Source organism: Mesorhizobium sp. EU05-FHT14A09 (assembly GCF_058790995.1).
Genome location: NZ_JBYTDF010000005.1, coordinates 254,883 through 276,710, shown reverse-complemented (window position 1 = coordinate 276,710; position 21,828 = coordinate 254,883). Strand labels below are relative to the sequence as shown.

General features: G+C 58.9%; 22 protein-coding genes and 1 tRNA gene. 15 read left to right on the top strand and 8 right to left on the bottom strand.

The features are described 5' to 3' along the window. Nucleotides 1-17 precede the first annotated feature (17 nt). Nucleotides 18-1,448, top strand: a complete 1,431-nt coding sequence (locus AC3WTO_RS19325) for a DUF4214 domain-containing protein (protein WP_492558430.1) — start codon at nucleotides 18-20, stop codon at nucleotides 1,446-1,448. A gap of 261 nt (nucleotides 1,449-1,709) precedes the next feature. Further along, on the top strand, nucleotides 1,710-3,005 hold the full coding sequence (locus AC3WTO_RS19320; RefSeq protein ID WP_492462512.1) for a methyltransferase domain-containing protein: 1,296 nt from the start codon (nucleotides 1,710-1,712) through the stop codon (nucleotides 3,003-3,005). A 326-nt stretch (nucleotides 3,006-3,331) separates the two neighbouring features. Here AC3WTO_RS19320 and AC3WTO_RS19315 read toward each other — a convergent pair whose 3' ends face one another. Both AC3WTO_RS19315 and AC3WTO_RS19310 read right to left on the bottom strand, forming a co-directional pair. After that, on the bottom strand, nucleotides 3,332-4,090 hold the full coding sequence (locus AC3WTO_RS19315; RefSeq protein ID WP_492462510.1) for a LuxR C-terminal-related transcriptional regulator: 759 nt from the start codon (nucleotides 4,088-4,090) through the stop codon (nucleotides 3,332-3,334). 537 nt (nucleotides 4,091-4,627) lie between these two features. Continuing rightward, complete coding sequence (locus tag AC3WTO_RS19310) at nucleotides 4,628-4,846, bottom strand: hypothetical protein (protein WP_492462508.1); 219 nt, start codon at nucleotides 4,844-4,846, stop codon at nucleotides 4,628-4,630. Nucleotides 4,847-5,225: 379 nt separating this feature from the next. On the opposite strand from AC3WTO_RS19310, the gene AC3WTO_RS19305 reads away from it, so the two are divergent. Beyond that, the gene (locus AC3WTO_RS19305) at nucleotides 5,226-6,770 is read left to right on the top strand and encodes a hypothetical protein (protein WP_492558429.1); all 1,545 of its coding nucleotides are present in this window, start codon (nucleotides 5,226-5,228) and stop codon (nucleotides 6,768-6,770) included. A gap of 38 nt (nucleotides 6,771-6,808) precedes the next feature. Here AC3WTO_RS19305 and AC3WTO_RS19300 read toward each other — a convergent pair whose 3' ends face one another. The 5 genes from AC3WTO_RS19300 to AC3WTO_RS19280 form a co-directional block, all read right to left on the bottom strand. Beyond that, on the bottom strand, nucleotides 6,809-7,966 hold the full coding sequence (locus tag AC3WTO_RS19300) for a glycosyltransferase (protein WP_492462504.1): 1,158 nt from the start codon (nucleotides 7,964-7,966) through the stop codon (nucleotides 6,809-6,811). A gap of 256 nt (nucleotides 7,967-8,222) precedes the next feature. Beyond that, nucleotides 8,223-8,483 carry a hypothetical protein gene (locus AC3WTO_RS19295; protein WP_492462502.1) on the bottom strand — a complete coding sequence of 87 codons (261 nt, stop codon included), beginning with the start codon at nucleotides 8,481-8,483 and terminating at the stop codon, nucleotides 8,223-8,225. 297 nt (nucleotides 8,484-8,780) lie between these two features. Continuing rightward, nucleotides 8,781-9,503: an amino acid ABC transporter ATP-binding protein gene (locus AC3WTO_RS19290; RefSeq protein WP_492462500.1), complete on the bottom strand. Its 723-nt coding sequence runs from the start codon at nucleotides 9,501-9,503 to the stop codon at nucleotides 8,781-8,783. Continuing rightward, nucleotides 9,500-10,108 (bottom strand): amino acid ABC transporter permease, encoded by a 609-nt coding sequence (locus AC3WTO_RS19285; RefSeq protein ID WP_492462761.1) that lies wholly within the window; start codon nucleotides 10,106-10,108, stop codon nucleotides 9,500-9,502. Before AC3WTO_RS19285 ends, AC3WTO_RS19290 begins: the two co-directional genes overlap by 4 nt. A gap of 83 nt (nucleotides 10,109-10,191) precedes the next feature. Next, nucleotides 10,192-11,073 (bottom strand): transporter substrate-binding domain-containing protein, encoded by an 882-nt coding sequence (locus AC3WTO_RS19280; protein ID WP_492462498.1) that lies wholly within the window; start codon nucleotides 11,071-11,073, stop codon nucleotides 10,192-10,194. 43 nt (nucleotides 11,074-11,116) lie between these two features. On the opposite strand from AC3WTO_RS19280, the gene AC3WTO_RS19275 reads away from it, so the two are divergent. The 7 genes from AC3WTO_RS19275 (at nucleotide 11,117) to AC3WTO_RS19245 (ending at nucleotide 17,717) form a co-directional block, all read left to right on the top strand. Then, nucleotides 11,117-12,292 carry a M24 family metallopeptidase gene (locus AC3WTO_RS19275; protein WP_492462496.1) on the top strand — a complete coding sequence of 392 codons (1,176 nt, stop codon included), beginning with the start codon at nucleotides 11,117-11,119 and terminating at the stop codon, nucleotides 12,290-12,292. After that, the gene (metC, locus tag AC3WTO_RS19270) at nucleotides 12,289-13,482 is read left to right on the top strand and encodes a cystathionine beta-lyase (RefSeq protein ID WP_492462494.1); all 1,194 of its coding nucleotides are present in this window, start codon (nucleotides 12,289-12,291) and stop codon (nucleotides 13,480-13,482) included. Before AC3WTO_RS19275 ends, metC begins: the two co-directional genes overlap by 4 nt. 1 nt (nucleotide 13,483) lies before the next feature. Continuing rightward, the gene (locus tag AC3WTO_RS19265; protein WP_492462492.1) at nucleotides 13,484-14,179 is read left to right on the top strand and encodes a GntR family transcriptional regulator; all 696 of its coding nucleotides are present in this window, start codon (nucleotides 13,484-13,486) and stop codon (nucleotides 14,177-14,179) included. A 7-nt stretch (nucleotides 14,180-14,186) separates the two neighbouring features. Further along, entirely contained in the window at nucleotides 14,187-15,386 is a 1,200-nt protein-coding gene (locus AC3WTO_RS19260; RefSeq protein WP_492462490.1) for an aminotransferase class V-fold PLP-dependent enzyme, read from the top strand. Nucleotides 15,387-15,519: 133 nt separating this feature from the next. Then, entirely contained in the window at nucleotides 15,520-15,960 is a 441-nt protein-coding gene (locus AC3WTO_RS19255; RefSeq protein WP_492462488.1) for an Rrf2 family transcriptional regulator, read from the top strand. Nucleotides 15,961-16,043: 83 nt separating this feature from the next. Further along, nucleotides 16,044-17,249 carry an MFS transporter gene (locus tag AC3WTO_RS19250; protein WP_492462486.1) on the top strand — a complete coding sequence of 402 codons (1,206 nt, stop codon included), beginning with the start codon at nucleotides 16,044-16,046 and terminating at the stop codon, nucleotides 17,247-17,249. A 15-nt stretch (nucleotides 17,250-17,264) separates the two neighbouring features. Next, nucleotides 17,265-17,717 carry a MaoC family dehydratase gene (locus AC3WTO_RS19245; RefSeq protein ID WP_492462484.1) on the top strand — a complete coding sequence of 151 codons (453 nt, stop codon included), beginning with the start codon at nucleotides 17,265-17,267 and terminating at the stop codon, nucleotides 17,715-17,717. Between the two features lie 129 nt (nucleotides 17,718-17,846). Here the strand turns inward: AC3WTO_RS19245 and AC3WTO_RS19240 are convergent. Then, a tRNA-Ser gene (locus AC3WTO_RS19240) sits at nucleotides 17,847-17,936 on the bottom strand. 502 nt (nucleotides 17,937-18,438) lie between these two features. Between AC3WTO_RS19240 and AC3WTO_RS19235 the strand changes: the two genes are divergently transcribed. The 5 genes from AC3WTO_RS19235 (at nucleotide 18,439) to AC3WTO_RS19215 (ending at nucleotide 21,816) form a co-directional block, all read left to right on the top strand. Then, nucleotides 18,439-18,765: a hypothetical protein gene (locus AC3WTO_RS19235; RefSeq protein ID WP_492462482.1), complete on the top strand. Its 327-nt coding sequence runs from the start codon at nucleotides 18,439-18,441 to the stop codon at nucleotides 18,763-18,765. Nucleotides 18,766-18,816: 51 nt separating this feature from the next. After that, a complete protein-coding gene (msrA, locus tag AC3WTO_RS19230; protein WP_492462480.1) occupies nucleotides 18,817-19,485 on the top strand; it encodes a peptide-methionine (S)-S-oxide reductase MsrA in 669 nt (222 codons plus the stop codon). A 247-nt stretch (nucleotides 19,486-19,732) separates the two neighbouring features. Next, complete coding sequence (locus tag AC3WTO_RS19225; RefSeq protein WP_492462478.1) at nucleotides 19,733-20,722, top strand: BMP family lipoprotein; 990 nt, start codon at nucleotides 19,733-19,735, stop codon at nucleotides 20,720-20,722. Between the two features lie 162 nt (nucleotides 20,723-20,884). Continuing rightward, entirely contained in the window at nucleotides 20,885-21,340 is a 456-nt protein-coding gene (locus AC3WTO_RS19220; protein ID WP_492462476.1) for a GNAT family N-acetyltransferase, read from the top strand. Nucleotides 21,341-21,423: 83 nt separating this feature from the next. Further along, nucleotides 21,424-21,816, top strand: a complete 393-nt coding sequence (locus AC3WTO_RS19215) for a VOC family protein (RefSeq protein ID WP_492462474.1) — start codon at nucleotides 21,424-21,426, stop codon at nucleotides 21,814-21,816. Nucleotides 21,817-21,828 lie beyond the last annotated feature (12 nt).

The following is a 21,828-nucleotide window of genomic DNA, read 5'->3' as shown; positions in this document are numbered from 1 at the left end:
AGGGAGGCATGATTGCCATGTCGTTTCGTTTCGCTGCCACTGCTGCCGTACTGCTGACAACAGCAGCACCCGCATCCGCCGATCTGCTCTGGGGAGTGAATGGCCATCCGGTGATCTCCTACCCAGACGTCCCAATCGAAAAACAACTCGATTTCGTCAAGGATCTCGGCCTCAAATCATATCGGGTCAACGTTACCTCAGCAGATGAAGCGGATAAGCTGGCCAAGGTCGTGACGGCAGGGAAAGAAAGAGGGATCGACATCCTGCCCGTGGTCACACCCGGACTGGATCTGGAACAATTCAGCCAGGATCAACTTTATGCCGAAGCGCGAAAACTGGCGGTCACCCTTGGCTCCAGATTCAAGAGCGATATCCGCGTTTGGGAACTCGGCAACGAGATGGAAATCTACGCCCTCATAAAGCCCTGCGAAAAGCGCGATGACGGGTCGCAATATCCCTGTGCATGGGGCACTGCGGCTGGCACCGGAGTGCTCGATTACTACGGTCCGCGCTGGGTGAAGGTGAGTGCCGTGCTCAAAGGCCTGTCCGACGGAATGACGGCGGTTGACCCGACGATAAGAAAGGCGATGGGTACGGCCGGATGGGGTCATACTGGCGCCTTTGCACGGATGAAGCAGGATGGGATCGCCTGGGACATCTCTGTCTGGCATATGTATGGAGAAGATCCGGAATGGGCTTTCCGCGAGATTTCCTCCTACGGCAAGCCCATCTGGGTCACCGAATTCAACAACCCCTACGGCAGTCAGCGCAGCGAACGGCAGCAGGCGGACGGCGTCAAGCAAACAATGATGCGGCTTGCCGAACTCAGGGACAAATACAAGGTCGAAGCAGCGCACATCTATGAACTGTTGGATGAGACCTATTGGGCCCCGAGCTTCGAAGCCAACATGGGGCTGGTCAGGCTTGCAGCCAACAACCACGGCAAATGGACAACGGGCGAACCGAAACCTGCTTACCTGGCCGTTCGCGACATCACGCGGGGTCCGCGACCGCTGCCCAAGCCGCAGCGGTACTGCGATGCCGATGCCAAGCCCGCTGATGGATCCAATCATGCCCGCGAGGCGGTTTTTGCACACTGCCTCGTCATGGGACAGGCTGGCGACGCCGCCAGTCTGAAGCGTTGGTCTGAAGCGCTCGAGAGTGGGGGCGCCGGGGTTGTCGATGTGATCATGGACATGATCCGGTCCAAGGAATTCGAGGCCAAATACGCCACGATCGGCCTGACGGATCGCGCTTACGTCAGCTTTCTCTATCTGCTGTTGTTGGATCGTCCGGCGGACAATTACGGGCTGGAAACCTATGCCCGCCAGCTGCGGAAGGGATCGATGACACGCGACGCGGTGGCTTTGGGCATCATCAATTCGAGCGAGTTCAGATCCCGACATGCCACCATGCGCGACGTCTCGGACATGCCGGCGCCAGGCTGAGCCAAGAATTGTCGGCAGAGGACGGGAGAGCTCTCTCTATGTTAGCCGGCTTATCCAATAGCGGTATGTCGGATTTCGCCGGATAGCACCGTCGCCTCGCTCAATTCTCTTTAGGGATTAAGGCAACCGACACATAGGCAAATCGAACTCAGAGGCGCTCCGTTTTAGCCTTTTGTTACATTCCATAGGGGCGCGGTGGTGTCAGGTTCATCGTCAGGCCACCGCGGCTCTCTTTTCCAGTTGATGGACAAGGAGCAGGTTATGAACATCCAGGCGATTGATGCCATTCGCGATCACAACGCAATGCGCCAAGGTACCGGTTGCAGACTTTGCGGATCGCGCCTGCGACACACGCTTGTCGATCTCGGAATGTCACCGCCTTGCGAGAGCTTCCTGCGGGCCGACCAATTGGACCAGCTGGAACTCTACTACCCGCTGAACGTCCAAGTCTGCGACACCTGCTATCTGGTTCAACTCAAGGAATACATGAGTCCCGAAACCATCTTCAGCGAGTATGCATATTTCTCCTCACTCTCGGCAAGTTGGGTAGCCCACGCGAAGACTTATTGCGAGACGGTCACGAAACGCCTCGGGCTCGGTTCCGAGAGCCTTGCCGTGGAACTCGCAAGCAACGATGGCTACTTGCTCCAGCACTTCCTGCCGCTCGGCATTCCGGTTCTGGGTGTCGAGCCGGCCGGCAATGTAGCGCGCGCCGCGCTCGAAAAGGGTGTGCCAACCAGAGTTGATTTCTTCGGGGTCCGCCTGGCCCTGCAGATGCTAGCAGAAGGCCTTCGCGCCGACCTCATCATCGGTAACAACGTGCTGGCTCAGGTGCCGGATCTCAACGACTTTGTCGCTGGAATAAGGCTCCTTCTGAAGCCGCAAGGTGTGGTCACTCTCGAGTTCCCGCACATCGAGCGATTGATGGCTGAAAACCAGTTTGACACCATCTACCACGAGCATTTTTCGTACTTCTCGTTGCTGACCATCGACCTGATGGCCAGCCGACATGGAATGCGGCTGATCGATGTGGAAGAACTGTCTACCTATGGTGGTTCACTTCGCGTCTATCTTGCGAACAAGGAGAGCGACTGGACCGCAAGCGACAGCGTTGGCCGGCTTCTTGATCGCGAAAAGCGGCGCGGAATGACCGAAATGGCAACCTATGCCTCCTTCGGTGAAAAAGCCCGGCGCGCTAAGCGCGATCTTTTGGCGTTCATGATCTCGGCCAAGAACGAAGGCAAGAAAATCTGCGGCTATGGCGCGCCCCGAAAGGGCAACACGATGCTCAACTATTGTTCAATCGGCCCCGACTTCCTGGACTTTACGGTCGACCGAAATCCCTACAAGCATGGGCGTTTTACGCCGGGCATGCACATCCCGATCAAGCCGATCCAGGCGATCGACCATGCAAAGCCAGACTATATTTTGATCCTTCCGTGGAATTTGAAAGATGAGGTCATCAAGCAGATGAATCACGTTGCCAGCTGGGGCGCGAAATTCATCGTATCGACTCCGTTCCTGGCAATAATCGATCCATCGGAGTCGTCGAGATGAAAGTCGTCCTGTCTTATGGCTGACCCTGCGGTATCTGCATGAGTGACGACTACGATGGCATGTTGGACCGATGATCCCGTTGGACCGATCGTGCGTCACATGATGCAGCGGTAAGGCGATCGCGAGCTCGACCAATTCCCCCCCTTCATCTCGCGAAGGGGCCTATCAGCGTGTCTCGAGCGGTCGCTGTCGAGCCGAAGCCAGGGCATCGACGAGGTCAGACAAACGGGATGTGGTTCGCGCCGATCGCGAGCCAGTCAGATCGCAAAGAAGGGCAAAGAAATTGGCCCGTCGAGGACGCCCCCGGCGGACCATCTTAAACATCATCAATCCTGCGCCAGCGCGCCTTCACCGAAAAGGTCGTTGACCTTATAGGCGACCTCTGTCCTGTTTGTAGCCTTCAGTTTCTTCATGATGTTTCGAATGTGAACCTTTACAGTGCTTTCACGCAGGTTCAGCTCGTGCGCTATGATCTTGTTCGCCTTACCACGCCGAAGTGCCTGAGCCACTTCCGCTTGCCGGTGCGTGAACATCGTCGTCAACGAACGCGTGTCGCGGTTGCCTGAAGCGATGAGATGCCGCATCGGCAGCACACTGCTGGCCGGCACGAAGATGCCACCGGCTGCAGCAAGGTTGACGGCTTCGACACAGATATCAATGCCAACGGACGTTGGTATGTAGCCGCGTGCACCGCATTCGAGGGCCATCAATATTTGTGCCAGATCTTCTGTGTCCGCCAACAGAATTACAGGAACTGAATCGAATTCGGACGAGATCAGCTTGATCTCATTCGCAATGCTCTGTTCCGTGATTTTGCGTCCGCCAAGGTTGAATAGAATGGCAGCCAAGGGCGGATATGCTCCCTTCTTTTTGCGCCATTCTTCGATTGTGCCCATGGCGGCAACGGTCATACCAAGGTCATGGTCCTCAAGTGCACCAGCCAGGCACTCTCGATCCAGGGCCCTTCCGTCTAGGATAAGCAAGCATTCGCTGCCTGCTTGTTCGTTACCTTCACCGGTGTTGCTCGACGAGATTTCTGATTGAGTTGTCGAAACGAAATTGTGCAGTCCGATTGCAGAACCCATACTAATACCCCACTTTCGCCCATACGCGTCGCCATCGTGGCGGCCCGCTACAACCTCCCAAAACTCCTGGATATTTTTGAAGTTTTCTAAGCGGCCCGTGAAGGCACAGCCGGACTTTCTGCAACTTAGAGCGCCCGCCCGCTTCTCCCTACGCCACCTAGAATTGAATAGTTTATGCTCAACAAACGGTCGCTAACCTAAGTTAATTTTATGAAAAAATTTTCTTTGAGCCGCAAAGGAGGAAGCGACCGATGTCGGGAGGAAGCCATCGTGCTTCATCCGAAGGGAGGACGATGGGCCGACGGTCCTATGCGGTGTCTTAGCCCAAAAGCTTCGTTGACGGTTTACGCTGCCCGAGACGAACATCGGTGTGCCTGCGTCTGCCCGGGTGACGGGGCCTGTCTGCACATAATGCAAGACAGGATAGGGGAGCCACCCGCCAGCCCCCAGTGGCTCCCCTATCGCTCTGACCGGACCATATGGTTCCCGCCTGCCGGCATGGCCGCCAGGCGGCTGGACGTTGACTTTGCCTGGCCGTCAGGCGTTCCCCTGTGGATCGATTTTACTCAGCCAGTGCTCGCATGTTTGTTCGCTGCGAGCTGCGGCTTCGAAGGCATCGATCAACTTCCTCGCAGCTTTGTTGGCAACGTGAGAGTCGGGATATTGAGTCGTCACGACCCGCGCCCGTTCGTAAATTTCCCTGAGTTGCTCTACCTGCTTGGGGCCAAATGCGCGTTGCGCAACTTGGGTGGTCATACTGCTTAACTCCTCATACCGGAGCCTGAAGAACCCAGCCCATACCCAGAACTCGATCACTCTCCAACTAACGACATCTAACAATTGTATGCAGAAACACGCGTACAGCCACTGTATAAGTGCCACAATTACCGCCGTCGAGGCGTTCTTTAGTCTGCGCTTGCGCAGTTGGGGTCACCCATTTGCAGGATGGTCTGGCCGCGGTCCGAAAAGCTGTCATTCGAAGCATTGCAAGTGCCGGATATGCGACCGGTTCAACGTGGCTACCTTGCGCTTCTCCCGATGGCCTTACAGTCTCACGGCTATGTGCAACGCCGCGTCGCACTGACTGAAAAACTACGGCTTCTTGCGGAACGCAAGGCTACGCCGTTTGACTCACTTGCCGAGTTTGCTGGCGTGTCGAAAGATGCATCATCGAAGCGCGCCTGACGGCAGGATTATCAGGGTCAGCCGAGCGAGAGGCAGCATGCAGGTATCTTTGCCGGGTCTGCTGGTGTGCGTGGCAATTCTCGTCATTGCCTACTATGTCCGGGGTTCGTTGCTGGTCGGGTTGATCGCATCCCAGGCATTCGGAGCCACGGCCGCCGTGACCCTCACTTTCCTGGGTGGGTCATCGCCGCTGATCTTCACCATGTTCGAGGTTTTGCTCGTTACGGCCGTCGCTGCCAGACGTCGCATCTGGCTCGACCTTGGCAGCGTTTTCGGAAGCATCCGTCCGATCTGGATTCTCGCAAGTCTGATGGTTTACGCCATAATCGGAGCCTGGCTGTTTCCGCGGCTGTTTGCGGGGCAGACGGTCGTCTTTGTCCAATCGAAAATCCGCGGTACCGTCGTGGAAGCTTCGCTGACCCCGATCTCAGGCAATATCTCTCAGACTGGTTATTTCATTCTCGGTGGGCTCACCACCATCGCACTTTGCATCCTGCTGATGCAGAGCGAAAGGATCGACCAGATACGCCGGGGCTTCTTCTTGTGGTGCGGTCTGCACGCTGCCATGGGATTAGTCGATTTCGTCGGCAAGAACACAGGGATTGGCGATGTGCTCGGGCCAATCCGAACCGCCAACTATGCCATAATCAGCAATGCTTATGAGGCTGGCTTCGCGCGCATTACCGGGGCTTTTTCCGAGGCATCTGCGTTTGCCGGCGCTTCCCTGGCTTGCCTGGCCTTCTCCTACACCTACTGGAGACGCACCAAGTCGCGTCTTGCCTTGTGGCTGTCGGCCATCCTGCTTCTCCTGACCATTCTGTCGACGTCTTCGACGGCTTATGTCGGCCTCGCTCTGCTGTGCATTCCGGTCGTGCTCTCCATGTCAGCATCCGTCCTGCGCGGTAAGATAGAGCGTGATGAGATATTGATCGTCCTGCTGATGGTGATGGGGATGGTCGGCATCATGGGCGTAAGTCTCTACCGCACCGACGCTCTGGATCCCTTCGTGAAGCTTATCAACAGCACCATCATCAACAAGGCGGATTCCGCCTCTGGACATGAGCGCGCCTATTGGAACGTCAAAAGCCTGCAGTCCTTTGTCGACACGGGTGGGCTTGGAGTTGGATTCGGCAGTTCGAGGGCATCGAGCTGGACGATCGCAGTGTTGTCTCAGCTTGGTCTTTTTGGGTCGCTGATGATGGCGATGCTGCTCGGTGTCCTGATCCGTGGATTGAGGGGCGTGCAAGAATGGGTGGCACCTGAAACGGCCGCAGTCGTCATGAGCATCAGGAATGCCTCATTCGCCAGCGTGATTGCCAACTCGGTGTCGGGTGGTAGCGCCGATCCCGGCGTCCTCTTTTTCATTGCAGTTGCTGTTGTTTCCGCCACGAGGATCAAAGCCTTGCGCACAGCGGCTGACTTTGCGCCACACCGTCTGTATCGGACGGTACCATCGACAGCTGCTTTCGGGATCCCCGGGGTATCTGGGCGCTAAACGATGCTGCCTTCACAGAAGCGCGTTTGACGCAGCTGTCACAGCTCGACCAGAAGCTCTCTCCATCTCCGCAAGAACTGTTCCTTCGATGCATGCGCGGCAACCTCCCGCAGCCTGTGGCTGGTCTCCGTTTTTTCGGACGGACTCCGCGAAAGGGCGTGTCGCATGGCTTGTCCGATTGCGGCAGGGTCCTTGGCGGGGACTTGCAGGCAGACACCCTCCACGGCTTCAACCAAGGCACTTTCTTCGGAGACAATGGGCAAAAGACCCATGTAAGCAGCCTCCAACGCAGGCATACCAAATCCCTCAAGCAGGCTTGGCAGGACGAATGCCTCGGCATGCGTGTAAAGCCAGCGCAACTGGCTGTCGGGGACATATCCCGGCACGACGACGCCAGGCACCGATTTCGCGAACGCGATGATCCTGTCGTGTCCCTCGCCTCGCGAGCCGCAGAGCACGTATTTGATGCCCTGCTGATAGAAGCCACCGTCCCGATATGCCTCAAGCGCGGCAATCTGGTTCTTGCGGGTTTCGAAGGCGCCGACCGTCAAGAAGAAGGCGCCATCGAGCCCGGGGAGCGCCTCGAGGGGACCTTCAAACAGGCCCGCGCGCACGTAAAGCGGGATCGTGATCAGGAACCGGAAGTCCGAACCATGGATCGAAATGAAATTGTTCTTCGACCAGTCGCTGACGAACACAACGGCTGGCCGATGCCTGCGGATTTTTTCATACGCAATGCGATAATTGTCGACGGTTGCGGCATCATAAAGATCGCTGTGACTTAGAGGGCCGACGTCGTGGCAAAGCACGATATCCCTTTCAGCCAGCTCCGATCTCAACACGAACAGCGGATCGAGAAAGATCCGCGTGCTCTCCTTCACGGCGCGGGAGCCAATCAAGCATCGTCGACTGTCCTTAAGCCAGTTGATCTCCATCATCATCAACCGGGCGGCGACCTTGCGGGCCAGCCCCTCGGGAGGATTGCCGCCAAGGCGCCAGTACCGGACGCTTGCGTGTTGCGGCACGAACTCCTGACACAGGTCTCTGGCAATGTGCCAGGCCCCGGTTCTGTTCAATATCGATAGCGAATTTTCAAAGAGCGGGCGTCCGACTGTTAGACGCAGCGAGCGAGCCGATCGTGCGCTTGCCGGTCCGTCCTGTGTGCCTGGCTTTTCGATACCCAGCAAACCGTTCACCCGATTGCAGTCGTTGGACTGTCGGCGGCTTTCATCCAATACAAAGTCTGTATCGGGGAAAAGCGTCGCAAGTTTCAGTTTTGATTGCTAAAAGCCTATCGATCGGCGACTTTTTCTGTCAACAGAACCGCGTGACTGAAGGGTCGCCAAAAGGGACAGCTTGGCCCTAAGCTTATTGGATGGTTCAGCTTCGCTCGGCCGATGAAAAGACAGTCACGGTGCACCGCCTCGACAAGCCGCCCGTTGGCCGCGGACCTTAAGCTTCCAGGCAGGCCGGCGCCAGATCCAGCAGCCACTTCGGATCGATACGTCTGACTGTCGTGAGCAATTCCTGCATCTCGCTGCGCGAGAACCGCATCGTATAGCGGTACAGCGATTTTTCGTCGTAGAGGCAGCCGGCGCAAAAACGCAGCTGAACTTCATCACCGCTGACATCCACCTCGATCAACTCGAGGGGCTGTCTAAGGATTGTCTTCTCGACTCCTGGTCGCTTTGCTGGTCCGATCTTTATGTCCATGACGCGTTGCCCTTACCGACCCAAGTTACACGGTTGGATGATGGGGTTCATTGAACCCCACTCCTGCAAATGTTGCCACTTGCATCCAACCCAGGCCGGATGAACTGCCCCACGGAATGGGGCCCACGTACATCTGGGACTATACAGAACGACAGGATACCTCCTCATCAGCGTAAGCTCTAGTCCCTTTTGGGGTACTCACAAAGGCGTAGGGGATCACCCATCTGGCGTTTGGCTGTTGCTGGGGTTGATGCCGATCGTTCCCTGGGGGCTGCGTATCCAGCGGCGGCCCGTGCCTCAAAGAACCTTTGCCAGGAAGTCCCTGGTGCGCTGCTCGCGAGGATCTCCAAAAACATTCTTTGGCGCGCCTTCCTCGATGATCATGCCCTTGTCGATGAATATGACGCGGTCGCCCACTTCACGGGCAAAGCTCATTTCGTGGGTGACGATGACCATCGTCATGCCCTCGGCCGCCAGCGCCTTCATGACCTGCAGTACCTCGCCGACCATTTCGGGATCGAGTGCCGATGTCGGCTCGTCGAACAGCATCACATGCGGTCCCATGGCAAGGGCGCGCGCAATGGCAACGCGCTGCTTCTGCCCACCGGACAACGTCCTCGGGTAGGCGTCGGCCTTGTCGGCGAGGCCTACTTTGCCCAGAAGCGTGCGGGCAAGACCTTCTGCCTTTTCCCTCGGGATTTTTCTGAGATGGATAGGTCCCAGTGTAATGTTCTCAAGCACTGTCTTGTGCGGAAACAGATTGAAATTCTGAAACACCATGCCGACACGCTGGCGAAGCGCGTCGATATCGTATCCTTTCGCGGTGATTTCTTCGCCCTCGAAGAGTATCGAGCCACTGGTCGGCTGCTCCAGCAGATTGAGGCAGCGCAGGAAAGTCGACTTGCCCGAGCCGGAAGGGCCGATGATGCATGCGACCTCGCCCTTCTGAATCGCGAAGTCGATACCGCCGAGGACCTGAAGCGCTCCGAAACTCTTTGTGATGCCGTTCGCCGTGATCATGAATTGAACCGAAGCTCCAGATATCGAGAGAGGCGAACCGCTAGCAGCACGATGATCAGATAGATGATGCCGACGACTGTCAGCACGCGCACCGTCTCAAAGTTGACGGCATAGATGTTCTGTCCGGACATGGTGAGCTCTCCCACTCCAATGACCGACAGCAGTGAAGTGTCCTTGAGCGTGGAGCTGAACTGGTTTGCGAAGGCGGGGATCATGCGCCAGATCGCTTGCGGGAGAACGATCATCCGCATCGTTTGCCAGTATGAGAAGCCGATGGACCGACCGCCTTCCATCTGCCCGGTGTCGATCGATTCAATTCCGGCGCGGAAGATCTCGGCAAGGTATGCCGCCGAATAGAGGCTGATCGTGATGATGCCGGCGGTGAGGGCGGGAATCCTTATGCCCAGCAGAAGCGGGATGCCGAAATAGACGAACAGGATCTGGACCAGTAGCGGCAGGCCCCGAATGAGATTGACGTAGCTGGCGGCGAAACCGCGCAGCACCCGGGATGTCGAGATCCGCATCAAGCCCAGGACCAGCCCGAGGATCAACGCCCCGAAAAGGGAGACGACAGTGATTTCGATGGTCACCCACGCCCCGATCAACAGGGGTGGGAGCGTTTCTTTCAGAAAGGCTAGCGTTTCCAAGTTACCTCGCAATCACTGTCATCTCCGGGTTCCGATGATGGTCAGCCGCCGAAATACTTCTTGTTGATCCGAGCGAGCTCGCCCGTCTCCTGTGCTTTCCTGAGACCATCGTTGAAGACCGCGAGCAGCGGACTGTCCTTCGGGAAAGCAAGCGCTACATCCGAGGTGTCGATCACCGGTCCAATAAGGCGCAGCGTCGGGTTGGCGCCATCCTGGCTGATCTTGTAGCCCAGGATTGCCGAGTCATGGACGACACCGGCCGAATTCGCGGTTTGGACGTCGAGGTACATGGCGGGTTCGTCGTCCAAGGCACGCACCGTGGCACCGTGTTTTTGGGCGATCTTCTGTGCCGATATCAGGCCTGCTGCACCTTTCTTGGCGACAATCGTCTTGCCTTTCAGGTCTTCCAGCGACTTGATCTCGCTGTTCACCGGAACCGCCAGCACGTTGCCCTCGGCGTAGTACGATGTGGAGAAGTCGACCACTTTCTTGCGCGCATCGGTGACGAAAAAGCTCGCCGCCGCCGCATCGATCTGCTGCGCCTGCAAAGCGGGAATCATCGCTTCGAACTTGAGGTCGTTCCAGACGATCTCGAGATGCTCGGATTTGGCGATCCATTCGATGAGATCGACTTCGAAGCCTTTGTACTTTCCGTTTTCCTTCATCGTGAAGGGGGCCCCGGTGGTCAGAATTCCGATCGTGACCTTCTGATCTTCAGCGCGGGCCGGGCCAGCCACAGCGAGACTACCGAGCGTCAGCGAAAGCAGGATGGCCGCTCTGCGCGTGAAGGTTTTGGATTTCATGTCTTCCCCCATTTCTGATGATCGAACGGTTCCGCGGCGCTTGCCCGGACCGTCGCAAGGAAAGAACACCATAATTGGATCCAAAATACAATAGTTGACATTGTGGATTTTTGGATCCAAAAAAGATACCGAAAATGACGATGCTGTTACATCAGGTCAGGTGATGAACTTCGAAGACAGGCTGCCCACTCCCGCCGCGCTAGCGCATGACGCGCGGCAGAAGGTTTTCGATCGCGTTCCGCAATGCGACGCCATCATCACCTTCGATCCCGCAAACATCGGCTATCTCAGCGGGTATTTCAGCATGATCCATGACTTCGAACGCGATTGGGCGACGGCTGCCATCGCGACACGCAATGGCGTGGTGCTGGTGACCGACAGTTCAGACGCAGCGGCAGCCTCCGAGGTCCTCGACTATGAGCGAGATTTCATCCGCTACGGCGGCTTCGTGATAGAAGAGCCTCAGGGCCGCAGCTTCTCTGCGCATTCCTCCTTCGCTGAAGCACTTATGGCGGGTCTCGACGGCGTTGCGGATCGTGGCGCTTTGATCGGCCTCGATCATGCGGGACTGGACACCCGGCAGAAACATCTGGGAGCGAGCCTGAACGGCTTGAGTACCGTCAACGTGACCGACGGCTTGCGCATGGCGCGGCAGACCAAGCTCAGTGGTGAGATCGAACTGATCCGGGCCGCGACGCGACTGGTGGAAAGCGGTATGGAAACGGCTTTCAAGGAATGCGGTGGCGGCATGACGGAGCGCGACTTCAGCGCCATCATGTGCCGGGAGATCATTGCCGGCGGTGGGGTGCCACGCCTGGTCGCCGTGACGTCGGGACCGCGCGCTGCCATGGTCGACGCCTATGCTACCAATCGCAGGCTGGAACGCGGCGATGCGGTTCGCCTGGACATAGGTTGCACGTTCAGAGGCTATTGGTCTGATATGGCGCGGACCGGCATTGTCGGGGAAGCGTCACGGGAACAGGCAGTCCGTTATCGTGCTCTTGTCCAAGGCCTGGAAGACCTGCTCGACATCGCCAGGCCGGGCGTCGCCGCCGAAACGCTTTTCCACGCAGCCGTCGACGGCGTGAAGCGTCGCGGTATCCCGCACTACCGCCGGCATCATTGCGGTCACGGCATCGGCGCGGAGATTCACGAGCAGCCGCCAATTGCACCAGGTTCGAAGACTCTGCTCGAGCCGGGCATGGTCCTGTGTGTCGAGACGCCCTACTACGAGATGGGGTGGGGCGGCCTGATGGTCGAAGACACCATCGCAATCACCGCTACCGGTTACGAAAGTTTGACCGCGATTTCGCGCGACATGAGGACGATGCAGTCATGAGTTCGTGGGCGACACGCGTTATCCATTCGAAGGTCGAGATTCCGGGTGGCTTCAACTCCTTGGCGACCCCGGTCTACCGCGGGTCGACAGTGCTGTTCCCGTCTGCAAAGGAGATCAGATACGGTCCGGATGCCTACGAGACCGGATATACCTACGGGGTTTACGGCACGCCGACCGCTCTCGAACTGGCAGCGCGCATTTCCGAGCTGGAGGGTGGGCTGCGGACCTACCTCACGCCGGGAGGGCAAGCGGCACTTGCGCTTGTGAACCTCGCCCTGCTGCGGCCGGGGGATCATGTGCTGGTCGCGGATTCGATATACGGACCGCATCGCAGCCTGGCGGCGACCATGTTGCGAGACCTTCAGGTCGACGTGGAATTCTACCCGCCGGGAATAGGCTCCGGCATTGCGAAGCTGCTGCGGAAGACGACCCGGCTGATCTGGTGCGAAAGTCCAGGATCCGTGACACTTGAGATTCAGGACGTGCCGGCGATCTGCGCCGCGGCTGCGGTGCGTGATATCCCTGTCGCACTCGACAACACTTATGCTGCCGGCGTTCTGTTCGATGCATTTTCCGCCGGCATTTCGATCAACATACAGGCCCTGACCAAATATGTCGGCGGCCATGGCGATATCTTGCTGGGGTCCGTGACGGCACGCGACCCGGAAATCGTCGCCAGACTACGCCAAGCCCATGACAATCTCGGCATGGCTGTCTCGCCTGACGACTGCAGCATCGCGCTACGCGGATTGCAAACGTTGGCCGTCAGGCTCCGGGCTATCGAGAAAAGTTGTCTCGACGTCGCCAGATGGCTGGAGCAACAAGGGGTGTTCGGCCGCGTCATCCATCCGGCGTTGCCATCTCATCCCGGCCATCTGCTCTGGCGGCGGGACTTCAAGGGCTCCTCCGGCACGTTTGCCGTCACGCTTGCGGGTTCTATGTCGATTGACGATGTCGATCGCTTCATCGATGCGCTGAGGTTCTTCAAGATCGGCTACAGCTGGGGCGGCACGACCAGCCTGGTCATGCCCTACTACAAGGTCGTCCGGGACAGAAACCCGGAAGAGAAATTCCTTCGCATCGCGATTGGCCTGGAGGATCCGGCGGACTTGGTTGCGGATCTGGCGAGTGCGCTGATATCTAGTGGTCTTACGCAAACGGTTACGCCGTTCGAAGCTGGCAGGACCTGAATTGACCGGAACGAAGACATTCGCACAGTTCGCCGAAGGCCTCAGGCCGGCGCATCGCACCGTCAGCGAGTATGTGGCGGACGCATTGCGCAGAGCGATCCAGGACAACGTCCTGCCGCATGGCAGTACACTGCGCCAGGAAGATCTGGCAGCGTCGCTCAAGGTCAGCCGGATGCCGGTCCGCGAGGCGCTGCGCCTGTTGGAAGCCGAGGGATTGGTCGAGTTCTCTCCGCATCGCGGCGCCGTGGTGGCAAAGCTTTCGACGGAAGAACTGATCGCGGTGTTCGAGATACGCTGTGCCATCGAGATGTTGGCCATCAAGCATTCCGTTCCGCTGCTCACCGACGCGGAAATCGCTGCCGCCGAGGCGCAGCTTGTCGCCATGACCAAGTCAGACGACGTTCACGATTGGCTGCGGCTTCACAGGCAGTTTCATTTGGGCCTCTGCCGGCATGCACATGAACGCATCGTCGCGCTCGCAGCCGACCAATACAATGCCATCGACCGCTATCTGTTGCTCGAGCGCGCCACGATGCAGAACCGCGACGAGGACGATGTCGAACACCGGCAGATCCTCGACGCCTGCGCCGATCGCGATGTTAATCGCGTCCTGGAGTTTCTGGAGCCGCATATCGGCCAGGCGGGCCGCGATCTGGCTGATGTTCTGCGAGCCAAGCACAAAGCCTCACTCGCCTAGATACGCGATGGCCGCTGCTCTTCCCCTTGCCTTCGATATCGAACGGGCGCGTCGAGAGACCCGAGATTGCGCGCGGATCATTCATTTCAACAACGCAGGCGCCGCGCTCAGCCCGGATTGCGTCGTCGACGCGGTCATTGATCACCTCCGGCTGGAAGCGCGAATTGGAAGCTACGAAGCGGCGGCCAGCCGGACCGAGGCTCTTGAGGCCACATACGTCTCATTGGCCAAACTGCTCAATTGTCGTCCCGATGAAATCGCACTTTCCGAAAGCGCAACGCGGGCCTGGGATATGCTGTTCTTCAGTATGCCCCTGCAGCCGGGCGACCGGGTGCTCACGAGCCGGGCGGAATATGCCAGCAACTACATCGCCTACCTGCAGCGCGTCCGCCGCGAGGGTATCATCATCGACATCATTCCGGACGACGTCGATGGCGTCCTGTCGGTAGACGCCCTGGCGGGTATGATCGACGACCGTGTCAAACTGATCAGCATTACGCATGTGCCAACCAATGGCGGGCTGATCAATCCGGTCGAACAGATCGGCGAGGTCGCGCGCCGGCATCGCGTTCCATTCCTGGTCGATGCCAGCCAATCCGTCGGGCAGGTCCCGATCGATGTGCAGGCTGTGGGCTGTGACATGCTCGTGGGCTGCGGCAGGAAATATCTTCGGGGGCCTCGCGGCACGGGCTTTTTATATGTGCGCGAAAGCCTTCTCGACCGACTGGACCCGATCTTCCTCGATCTGCTGGCAACGACGTGGACCGGCCCTGACAGTTTCGAAATTCAGCCGGGTGCCAGGCGTTTCGAAAGTTGGGAATCCTGCATCGCAGGTAGGCTCGGCCTGGGCGTGGCGGTCGATTACGCGCTCGGCTGGGGCATCGAAACGGTCGCAGCACGCGTGGCTGATCTCGCCGCGGCCCTGCGCGAACGGCTGAACGCCCTTGATGGCGTGCAGGTTCACGATCTCGGCCGGCAGCGATGCGGGCTCGTAAGCTTCAGTTTCCACGGGGCCGACCCGGAAGAGCTGCAGCGGGATCTCAACGGCCTCGGAGCCAATGTGGATGTCTCCTATGCATCGTCGACGCTCATCGATATGTCCGCCCGGAGATTGCCGACATTGATGCGGGCTTCGGTCCATTACTACAACACCGCCGATGAGATCGAAGCATTTTGCGCAATGCTCGATACCTTGAGCCGTCGGTAGAACGCATCCGCGTCAAGCCACTGCATTCCGCGGGCATATCGTTTCCAAGCAAAGACCGGATTGACATCCCTTCGTCGTAACAGGTATGGCTACAACTGGATGTAATTAATCTTGTTACATTCAGAGGTTCGGAATGAGCGCCAACAGCCGTCTTACAGTCGCCGTTCATATCTTGTCATGGATGGCCCTTGTCGCCCGAAAGCGTACGGATCCGGTCACTTCGGAACGGATCGCGCTTAGCGTGAACACCAATGCCGTCGTGATCCGGCGCACCCTTGGCCTTTTGCAGAAGGCGGGGCTTGTCCGAAGCCATCGCGGTGCAAATGCAGGTTGGACGCTCCGCAAAAGCGCTGACGCAATCACACTGCGCGAGGTGTTGGGAGCTCTCGAAGAAGGCGGCGTGTTTGCCTTGCATCCTTCTCCTCCCAATCCTGCATGTCCGGTCGGTCGAGGCATTCAACCCGTGCTCAGCCGTGTCTATGGCTCGCTGGATGAGCTGATCGGAAACCACCTCGCCGGGACGACGATCGAGCAGTTGCTCGCCGATACGCTTTCGACAACATCAGTGTCCTAGGCCTGCCGAGATGACGATCTGGCAGGCCCACTTTCACGTCATTCAGTGTAACAAAAATTGTTACATCTATGGAAAGCTTCAACATGGATAAACGTCTGCTCGTGCTCGCTCTCGGCACATTTGCGATCGGCACAGACAGTTTCGTCGTCGCCGGCATCCTGCCGGACGTTTCGCATGCATTCGGCATAGGAGCGGCTACGGCAGGCCAGCTCATCACTGTCTACGCGCTCGTCTACGCACTGATGACACCTGTCATGGCAACGGTGACGGCGCATTGGCCGCGCCGGACTGTGCTCGCGGCAGGTCTTGTTGTCTTCATTGCCGGCAATGTGCTGACCGCAGTGCTGCCGACATTCGATCTGGTTCTGGCGAGCCGTGCGATAGCCGGCCTTGGCGGCGCCATGTTCACGCCGGCCGCCAGCGCCATGGCGGCGGCTCTCGTCGCGCCCGAGCGGCGCGGGCGAGCACTGGCGATCGTCATGGCAGGCTTGAGCGGCGCAACCGCACTCGGGGCACCGATCGGTACCCTTGTCAGCAGGTTTGGCGACTGGCGGTTGACGATGTGGTTTGTCGCTGCGCTCGGCCTGCTGGCGATGGTCGGGGTCCGCATGCTGCTGCCCCAGATGACGCCGCCACCGCCGCTGCGACTGATGGAACGGCTGGCACCGATCGCCGATGCGCGTGTCGCGATGACGCTGCTCACGACCCTGTTCGTGCTCTCCGGACTCTATACCGTCTACAGCTACATCAGCATCGCCTTCGAGCGCGCCACCGCAGGAGACGCATTGGTTCTGGCGGCTTTGATATCGATGTGGGGTATCGCCGCGATCGTGGGCAATCTGGCTGCAGGGTTCCTCACCGACAGGTTTGGAAACCGACGGATCATCAACATCGCGTTGCTCGTCGCGGCCCTGGATTTTGCGTTCATGCCCATGATCAACGGTACGTTTGCCGGGGCGAGCGTCGTGCTGGTCATCTGGGGTTTTTCAGGTTGGGGAATTCTGGTTCCCCAGCAACATCGCCTGATCGGCATAGCGCCGGCAAAGGCGCCTCTGCTGATCGCATTGAATGGAGCCGCAATCTACATCGGTGTTTCGGCTTCCGCTGCACTTGGTGCCGGGGTTCTTCAGGTGCTCGACCCGCGTTTTCTGGGCCCCGCAGGAGCCGTGCTGATCCTGGCCGGTCTCTTCGCAGCCGAACTGGCGCACCGCCTGATCGGAAGAGCCGGCGCATCCGCCGCATCGGCCGCGGTGTCAGGTGGTCCACAAGGAGCCGAGACTCGAATTTGACGGAGGATTCTTACAATGACGTCCAGGCTCTATTTTGAAGATTTTGCCGTCGGGCAGACGTTCCAGGCAGGGTCGTTTCATATGGAGGCAGGTGCGATAATGCGCTTTGCCTCCGAGTTCGATCCGCAACCTTTCCATATGGAGCCGGTTGCAGCCGAAGCTTCGTTCTTCGGCGGTCTCGTGGCGAGTGGCTGGCATACCGCCGCGGCCACGATGCGTCTTCTGGTGGACGGTGGCCTGCCGATTGCCGGTGGGGTTATCGGTGCCGGCGGAGATGAAATACGATGGCCACGTCCTGTGCGTCCTGGAGATATCCTCAGCGTGGAGACGGAAATATTGGAGGCGAGGCCCTCCCGGTCGAATACGAGATTTGGTCTGCTCAAGGTTCGAATTCGCACCCTCAATCAAAACAACGAAGAAGTGCAGGTCGCGGTGGCCAACATCCTCGCACCAAGAAAGACGCGCTGATAGATCATTCTAAGATGCGGAGGCGGAAGCATCGGCGAAATCATCAGCCGCAAGTTCCTGCCAATATCCTGGAGTTCCAGCGCGAGCTTTCGGAGGCCGTTACCCGTCGAAAAAATTTGGAAAGCCAAGTGGCGGAGAGAGCGGGATTCGAACCCGCGATACGGTTTCCCGTATACACACTTTCCAGGCGTGCGCCTTCAACCACTCGGCCACCTCTCCGTCCTGTCGCTGTCACGGCCGGTTTCGCCGCGCCGGTCGTCGGGAGCGTGTCCCTTTGTGAAACCGGACCGTGGCCCGTACAGGATCGCCTCGACCGAAGGCCAATCCGTTTCCGCGCCCTGAGCCGTCAAAGCTTCGGGTGCGGGGCTCATCTAGTCGATCCGGCGGCGAATGCCAAGTCATATCGGCAGTATTCGTAAGCCTTCCCTGTGCTTTCTTTTCTGCTGCCTGCGAGGGCGGTTCACCGTCTCGCTCGTGCGGTCCGAAGGGGGGAGCCGCCCCGAGCGGGCCATCGGCTGCAGGAACCGGTGAGCTCGGCGCCGTCGATGCTTTTATCGGCGTTGCACCAATTGCGTGGACCGGCATGACGCCATATCTGTAGAGGCGAAACAGACACTGGAGCGCCGCGCGTCCTTCTGGACGCGCAAAGGTCGCTCTAGCATCTTAATTTTGCGCATGATCCTTTCCGAAAATTTCGGGGTCATGCGCCGGAAAGGTCTGCATGTTCCGTTTCCTGTTCAGACTTGCCGCCATGGTGGCGTTGGCTGTCGCGGTCATCATGGCTGTCCTCGATGCCACCCGCACGGTTGCGGCCTCGCATCTGGTGATGACGCCGCTCAAGGTAAGTTGGAGCGCGGTTTCGCCCGATACATTGGCCAGGACGGAAGCGTTCGTGCGTGAAAAGGCGGGTGCCGTCGCCTGGGACCAGGTGATCGACAAGGCGCTCGACCTGCCGGGCTTCGTTTTGTTCGCTGTGCTGGCATTCCTCCTCTATGCGATCGGCTACCGCAGACAGCGCCGCACCGGAAACTTTGCGGTCAGCGCGTAACATTTCGCTGTCTGCGACGAATGAGAGATCGACGAAACAGGGAGACATCTGATGTTTTTCCTCAGTGACATGCTGAACAAGAAGATCAATCTGCCGAAGCCTGAAGAGGCGCTGCCGGGCCGGGACCGGCCAATTCCGACCGCTGCAAAACACTATGTCTCGAAGCGGCCGCTGAAGGGGCCTTATCCTGACGGGCTGGAAACAGCCTTGTTCGGCCTTGGCTGTTTCTGGGGCGCGGAGCGGTTGTTCTGGCAGACGGAAGGCGTCTGGGTTACCGCGGTCGGTTATGCCGGCGGCATGACCCCCAACCCGACCTATCAGGAAACCTGCACCGGGCTCACCGGCCATGCCGAGGTCGTGCTCGTGGTGTTCGATCCGAAGATCGTTTCCTACCCGGAACTGCTGAAGATATTCTGGGAAGCGCATGACCCGACCCAGGGCATGCGTCAGGGCAACGATGTCGGCACGACCTATCGTTCCGCCATCTACACCTTCTCGGATGCCCAGCAGCAGACCGCGATCGCCTCACGCGATGCCTACCAGGCGTCGTTGCGCGCCGCCGGTCGCGACAAGATCACGACCGAGATCGCTTCGGCGCCCGAATTCTACTTCGCCGAGGAGGATCACCAGCAATATCTGGCCAAGAACCCCTACGGCTATTGCGGGCTGAAGGGCACCGGCGTGAGCTGTGCCATACCTGGTGCTGCAGCGTCGGCCTGACGACAGGCAGTGACGCTGCGGAAGCTGGTTTCGACCGCCGCTAGCATCCTCTTCAGAAACGGTTTTCCATGGCGCCGCTTTGGCGCCATGCTTTTTCCAAAGGGTCAAAATTCCACGTGAATTTTGTCCCTAGCCGTGCAAGATAAAGCTTGAGCGGGAGGGAACAGCTCCTGCCGGACGTCGCAAGCCGGGCCGGAACCCGGACCTGCGGCAGACTGGAAAAATAAACCTCAGGGGTGTGGATCCTATGAAACGTATCGTTCTCGGCCTTCTGGCCGCAACTGCGCTGGCCTTCCCGGCGATGGCCGAAGACATCAAGCCGGCGCTGCTCTACGATCTCGGCGGCAAGTTCGACAAATCCTTCAACGAGGCTGCCTATAACGGCGCCGAGAAGTTCAAGAAGGAGAGCGGCGTCGCCTATGTCGAATTCGAAGTCTCGAATGCCTCGCAGCGCGAGCAGGCTTTGCGCCGCTTCGCCGAAGACGGCCGCAGCCCGATCGTCATGGCCGGTTTCTCCTGGGTCGATTCACTGACCAAGGTGGCCAAGGAATATCCGGAGCTGAAGTTCGCCATCATCGACGATCAGGTCGACCTGCCGAACGTGCGTTCGCTGAAGTTCAAGGAGCAGGAAGGCTCCTACATCGTCGGCCTGCTCGGCGCGATGGCCTCCAAGAGCAAGAAGGTCGGCTTCATCGGCGGCATGGACATCCCGCTGATCCGCAAGTTCGGCTGCGGCTATGTCGGCGGCGCCAAGGCCAGCGGCGCGACCGACGTCATCTATAACATGACCGGCGATACCCCGGCGGCCTGGAACGACCCGGCCAAGGGTGGTGAAATCGCCAAGACCCAGATGGACCAGGGCGCCGACGTGATCTACGCGGCGGCCGGCGGTACCGGCGTTGGCGTGCTGCAGGCCGCCGCGGATGCCGGCAAGCTCGGCATCGGTGTCGATTCCAACCAGAACGGCCTGCAGCCGGGCAAGGTGCTGACCTCGATGCTGAAGCGCGTCGACGTCGCCGTCTACAGCGCATTCATGGATGCCAAGGACGGCAAGTTCACCGGCGGCATCAACAATCTCGGCCTCAAGGAAGGCGGAGTCGACTACGCCATGGACGACAACAACAAGGATCTCATCACTGCCGATATGAAGGCTGCGGCCGACAAGGCCAAGGAAGAGATCATCGGTGGCAAGATCGAAGTGCACGACTATTCCAGCGACAACAAGTGCCCTTACTGATCTGCTTCTGAACATCGAATGAAGCACCGCCGGGTGAAAGCCCGGCGGTGTTTTTTTGCCAGCGGACGTGGCCCACCGACGGCAGGTGATTGGCGCCTTGTCGGATTGCTGGAGCGTAGGCAGGTGGCTGGCGCACTTGCATGTCTGTTCAGGAGATCGCGCATGTCCCCCATCATCCGCAAGATGCGGCATTCCGATCTCGCACCGCTTGCGGCTTTGCGCCATGCCACCTTCTTCGCCGATGGCAGGCACTCGCAGGAGGCGGATGTCATCGCGCTGACCGGGCTGCTCGACGGCGATGATCTGGAAGTCGGGCTTGTCGTGGAGATCGACGGCAGACTGGCCGGTTCATGCCTGCTGGTGCGTGAAGAGATCGACCCGTTGCACGATGTCTCGCCCTGGCTTGCCGGGCTGGTCGTCGCGGAAGCCTGCCGTGGGCAGGGGGTCGGCCGCATGCTGGTCGAAGCGATCGAACAGCATGCCAAAGCGGCCGGCTGCGAGGATCTCTATCTCTACACCGATGCTGCGGAGGCCCTCTACGCCAAGCTCGGCTGGATCGTCGTCGAGCGTATGCTTGTCGACAGCGAACCGCTGGTGCTGATGCAGCGCAAATTTTAGATCGCTTCGAGACGCCGGCTATCGAAGCGCACTTTCGTTCTCGCCAATGTGTTAGGCTCCCTTGCTGCAAATGGAGAGACAGCATGGCAAGAGTGACCGGCATCGGCGGCATGTTTTTCCGCGCTCGCGATCCGAAGCTGCTGGCGGAATGGTATGAGCGTCATCTCGGCATCGATAACATCGCCAAGACCGTATGGCGTCAGGACGCGGGCCTCACAATATTCACGCCGTTCGCGCAGGAGACTGACTATTTTGGTCGGGCCGAGCAGCAGTGGCTGATCAATTTTCGTGTCGACGATCTGAACGGCATGATCGCCAGCCTGAAGGCGGCCGGCATTGCAGTGGAAACGCGCGAAGAGTGGGATTCGGAGGTCGGCCGTTTTGCCCGTATCCACGATCCGGAAGGCAATCCGATCGAATTGTGGGAGCCGTCTGCGGATGCGGCGGGGAAGGCCAACGAGGCCAGCACTTCCTGAGTTTGGCAGATA

What these genes read in the sequence shown, in the direction of transcription:
- AC3WTO_RS19325 (WP_492558430.1), top strand. Translation starts at nt 18, where the DNA reads ATGTCGTTTCGTTTCGCTGCCACTGCTGCCGTACTGCTGACAACAGCA.
- AC3WTO_RS19320 (WP_492462512.1), top strand. Translation starts at nt 1,710, where the DNA reads ATGAACATCCAGGCGATTGATGCCATTCGCGATCACAACGCAATGCGC.
- AC3WTO_RS19315 (WP_492462510.1), bottom strand. Translation starts at nt 4,090, where the DNA reads ATGGGTTCTGCAATCGGACTGCACAATTTCGTTTCGACAACTCAATCA.
- AC3WTO_RS19310 (WP_492462508.1), bottom strand. Translation starts at nt 4,846, where the DNA reads ATGACCACCCAAGTTGCGCAACGCGCATTTGGCCCCAAGCAGGTAGAG.
- AC3WTO_RS19295 (WP_492462502.1), bottom strand. Translation starts at nt 8,483, where the DNA reads ATGGACATAAAGATCGGACCAGCAAAGCGACCAGGAGTCGAGAAGACA.
- AC3WTO_RS19290 (WP_492462500.1), bottom strand. Translation starts at nt 9,503, where the DNA reads ATGATCACGGCGAACGGCATCACAAAGAGTTTCGGAGCGCTTCAGGTC.
- AC3WTO_RS19275 (WP_492462496.1), top strand. Translation starts at nt 11,117, where the DNA reads ATGAACTTCGAAGACAGGCTGCCCACTCCCGCCGCGCTAGCGCATGAC.
- metC (WP_492462494.1), top strand. Translation starts at nt 12,289, where the DNA reads ATGAGTTCGTGGGCGACACGCGTTATCCATTCGAAGGTCGAGATTCCG.
- AC3WTO_RS19260 (WP_492462490.1), top strand. Translation starts at nt 14,187, where the DNA reads ATGGCCGCTGCTCTTCCCCTTGCCTTCGATATCGAACGGGCGCGTCGA.
- AC3WTO_RS19255 (WP_492462488.1), top strand. Translation starts at nt 15,520, where the DNA reads ATGAGCGCCAACAGCCGTCTTACAGTCGCCGTTCATATCTTGTCATGG.
- AC3WTO_RS19250 (WP_492462486.1), top strand. Translation starts at nt 16,044, where the DNA reads ATGGATAAACGTCTGCTCGTGCTCGCTCTCGGCACATTTGCGATCGGC.
- AC3WTO_RS19245 (WP_492462484.1), top strand. Translation starts at nt 17,265, where the DNA reads ATGACGTCCAGGCTCTATTTTGAAGATTTTGCCGTCGGGCAGACGTTC.
- AC3WTO_RS19235 (WP_492462482.1), top strand. Translation starts at nt 18,439, where the DNA reads ATGTTCCGTTTCCTGTTCAGACTTGCCGCCATGGTGGCGTTGGCTGTC.
- msrA (WP_492462480.1), top strand. Translation starts at nt 18,817, where the DNA reads ATGTTTTTCCTCAGTGACATGCTGAACAAGAAGATCAATCTGCCGAAG.
- AC3WTO_RS19225 (WP_492462478.1), top strand. Translation starts at nt 19,733, where the DNA reads ATGAAACGTATCGTTCTCGGCCTTCTGGCCGCAACTGCGCTGGCCTTC.
- AC3WTO_RS19220 (WP_492462476.1), top strand. Translation starts at nt 20,885, where the DNA reads ATGTCCCCCATCATCCGCAAGATGCGGCATTCCGATCTCGCACCGCTT.
- AC3WTO_RS19215 (WP_492462474.1), top strand. Translation starts at nt 21,424, where the DNA reads ATGGCAAGAGTGACCGGCATCGGCGGCATGTTTTTCCGCGCTCGCGAT.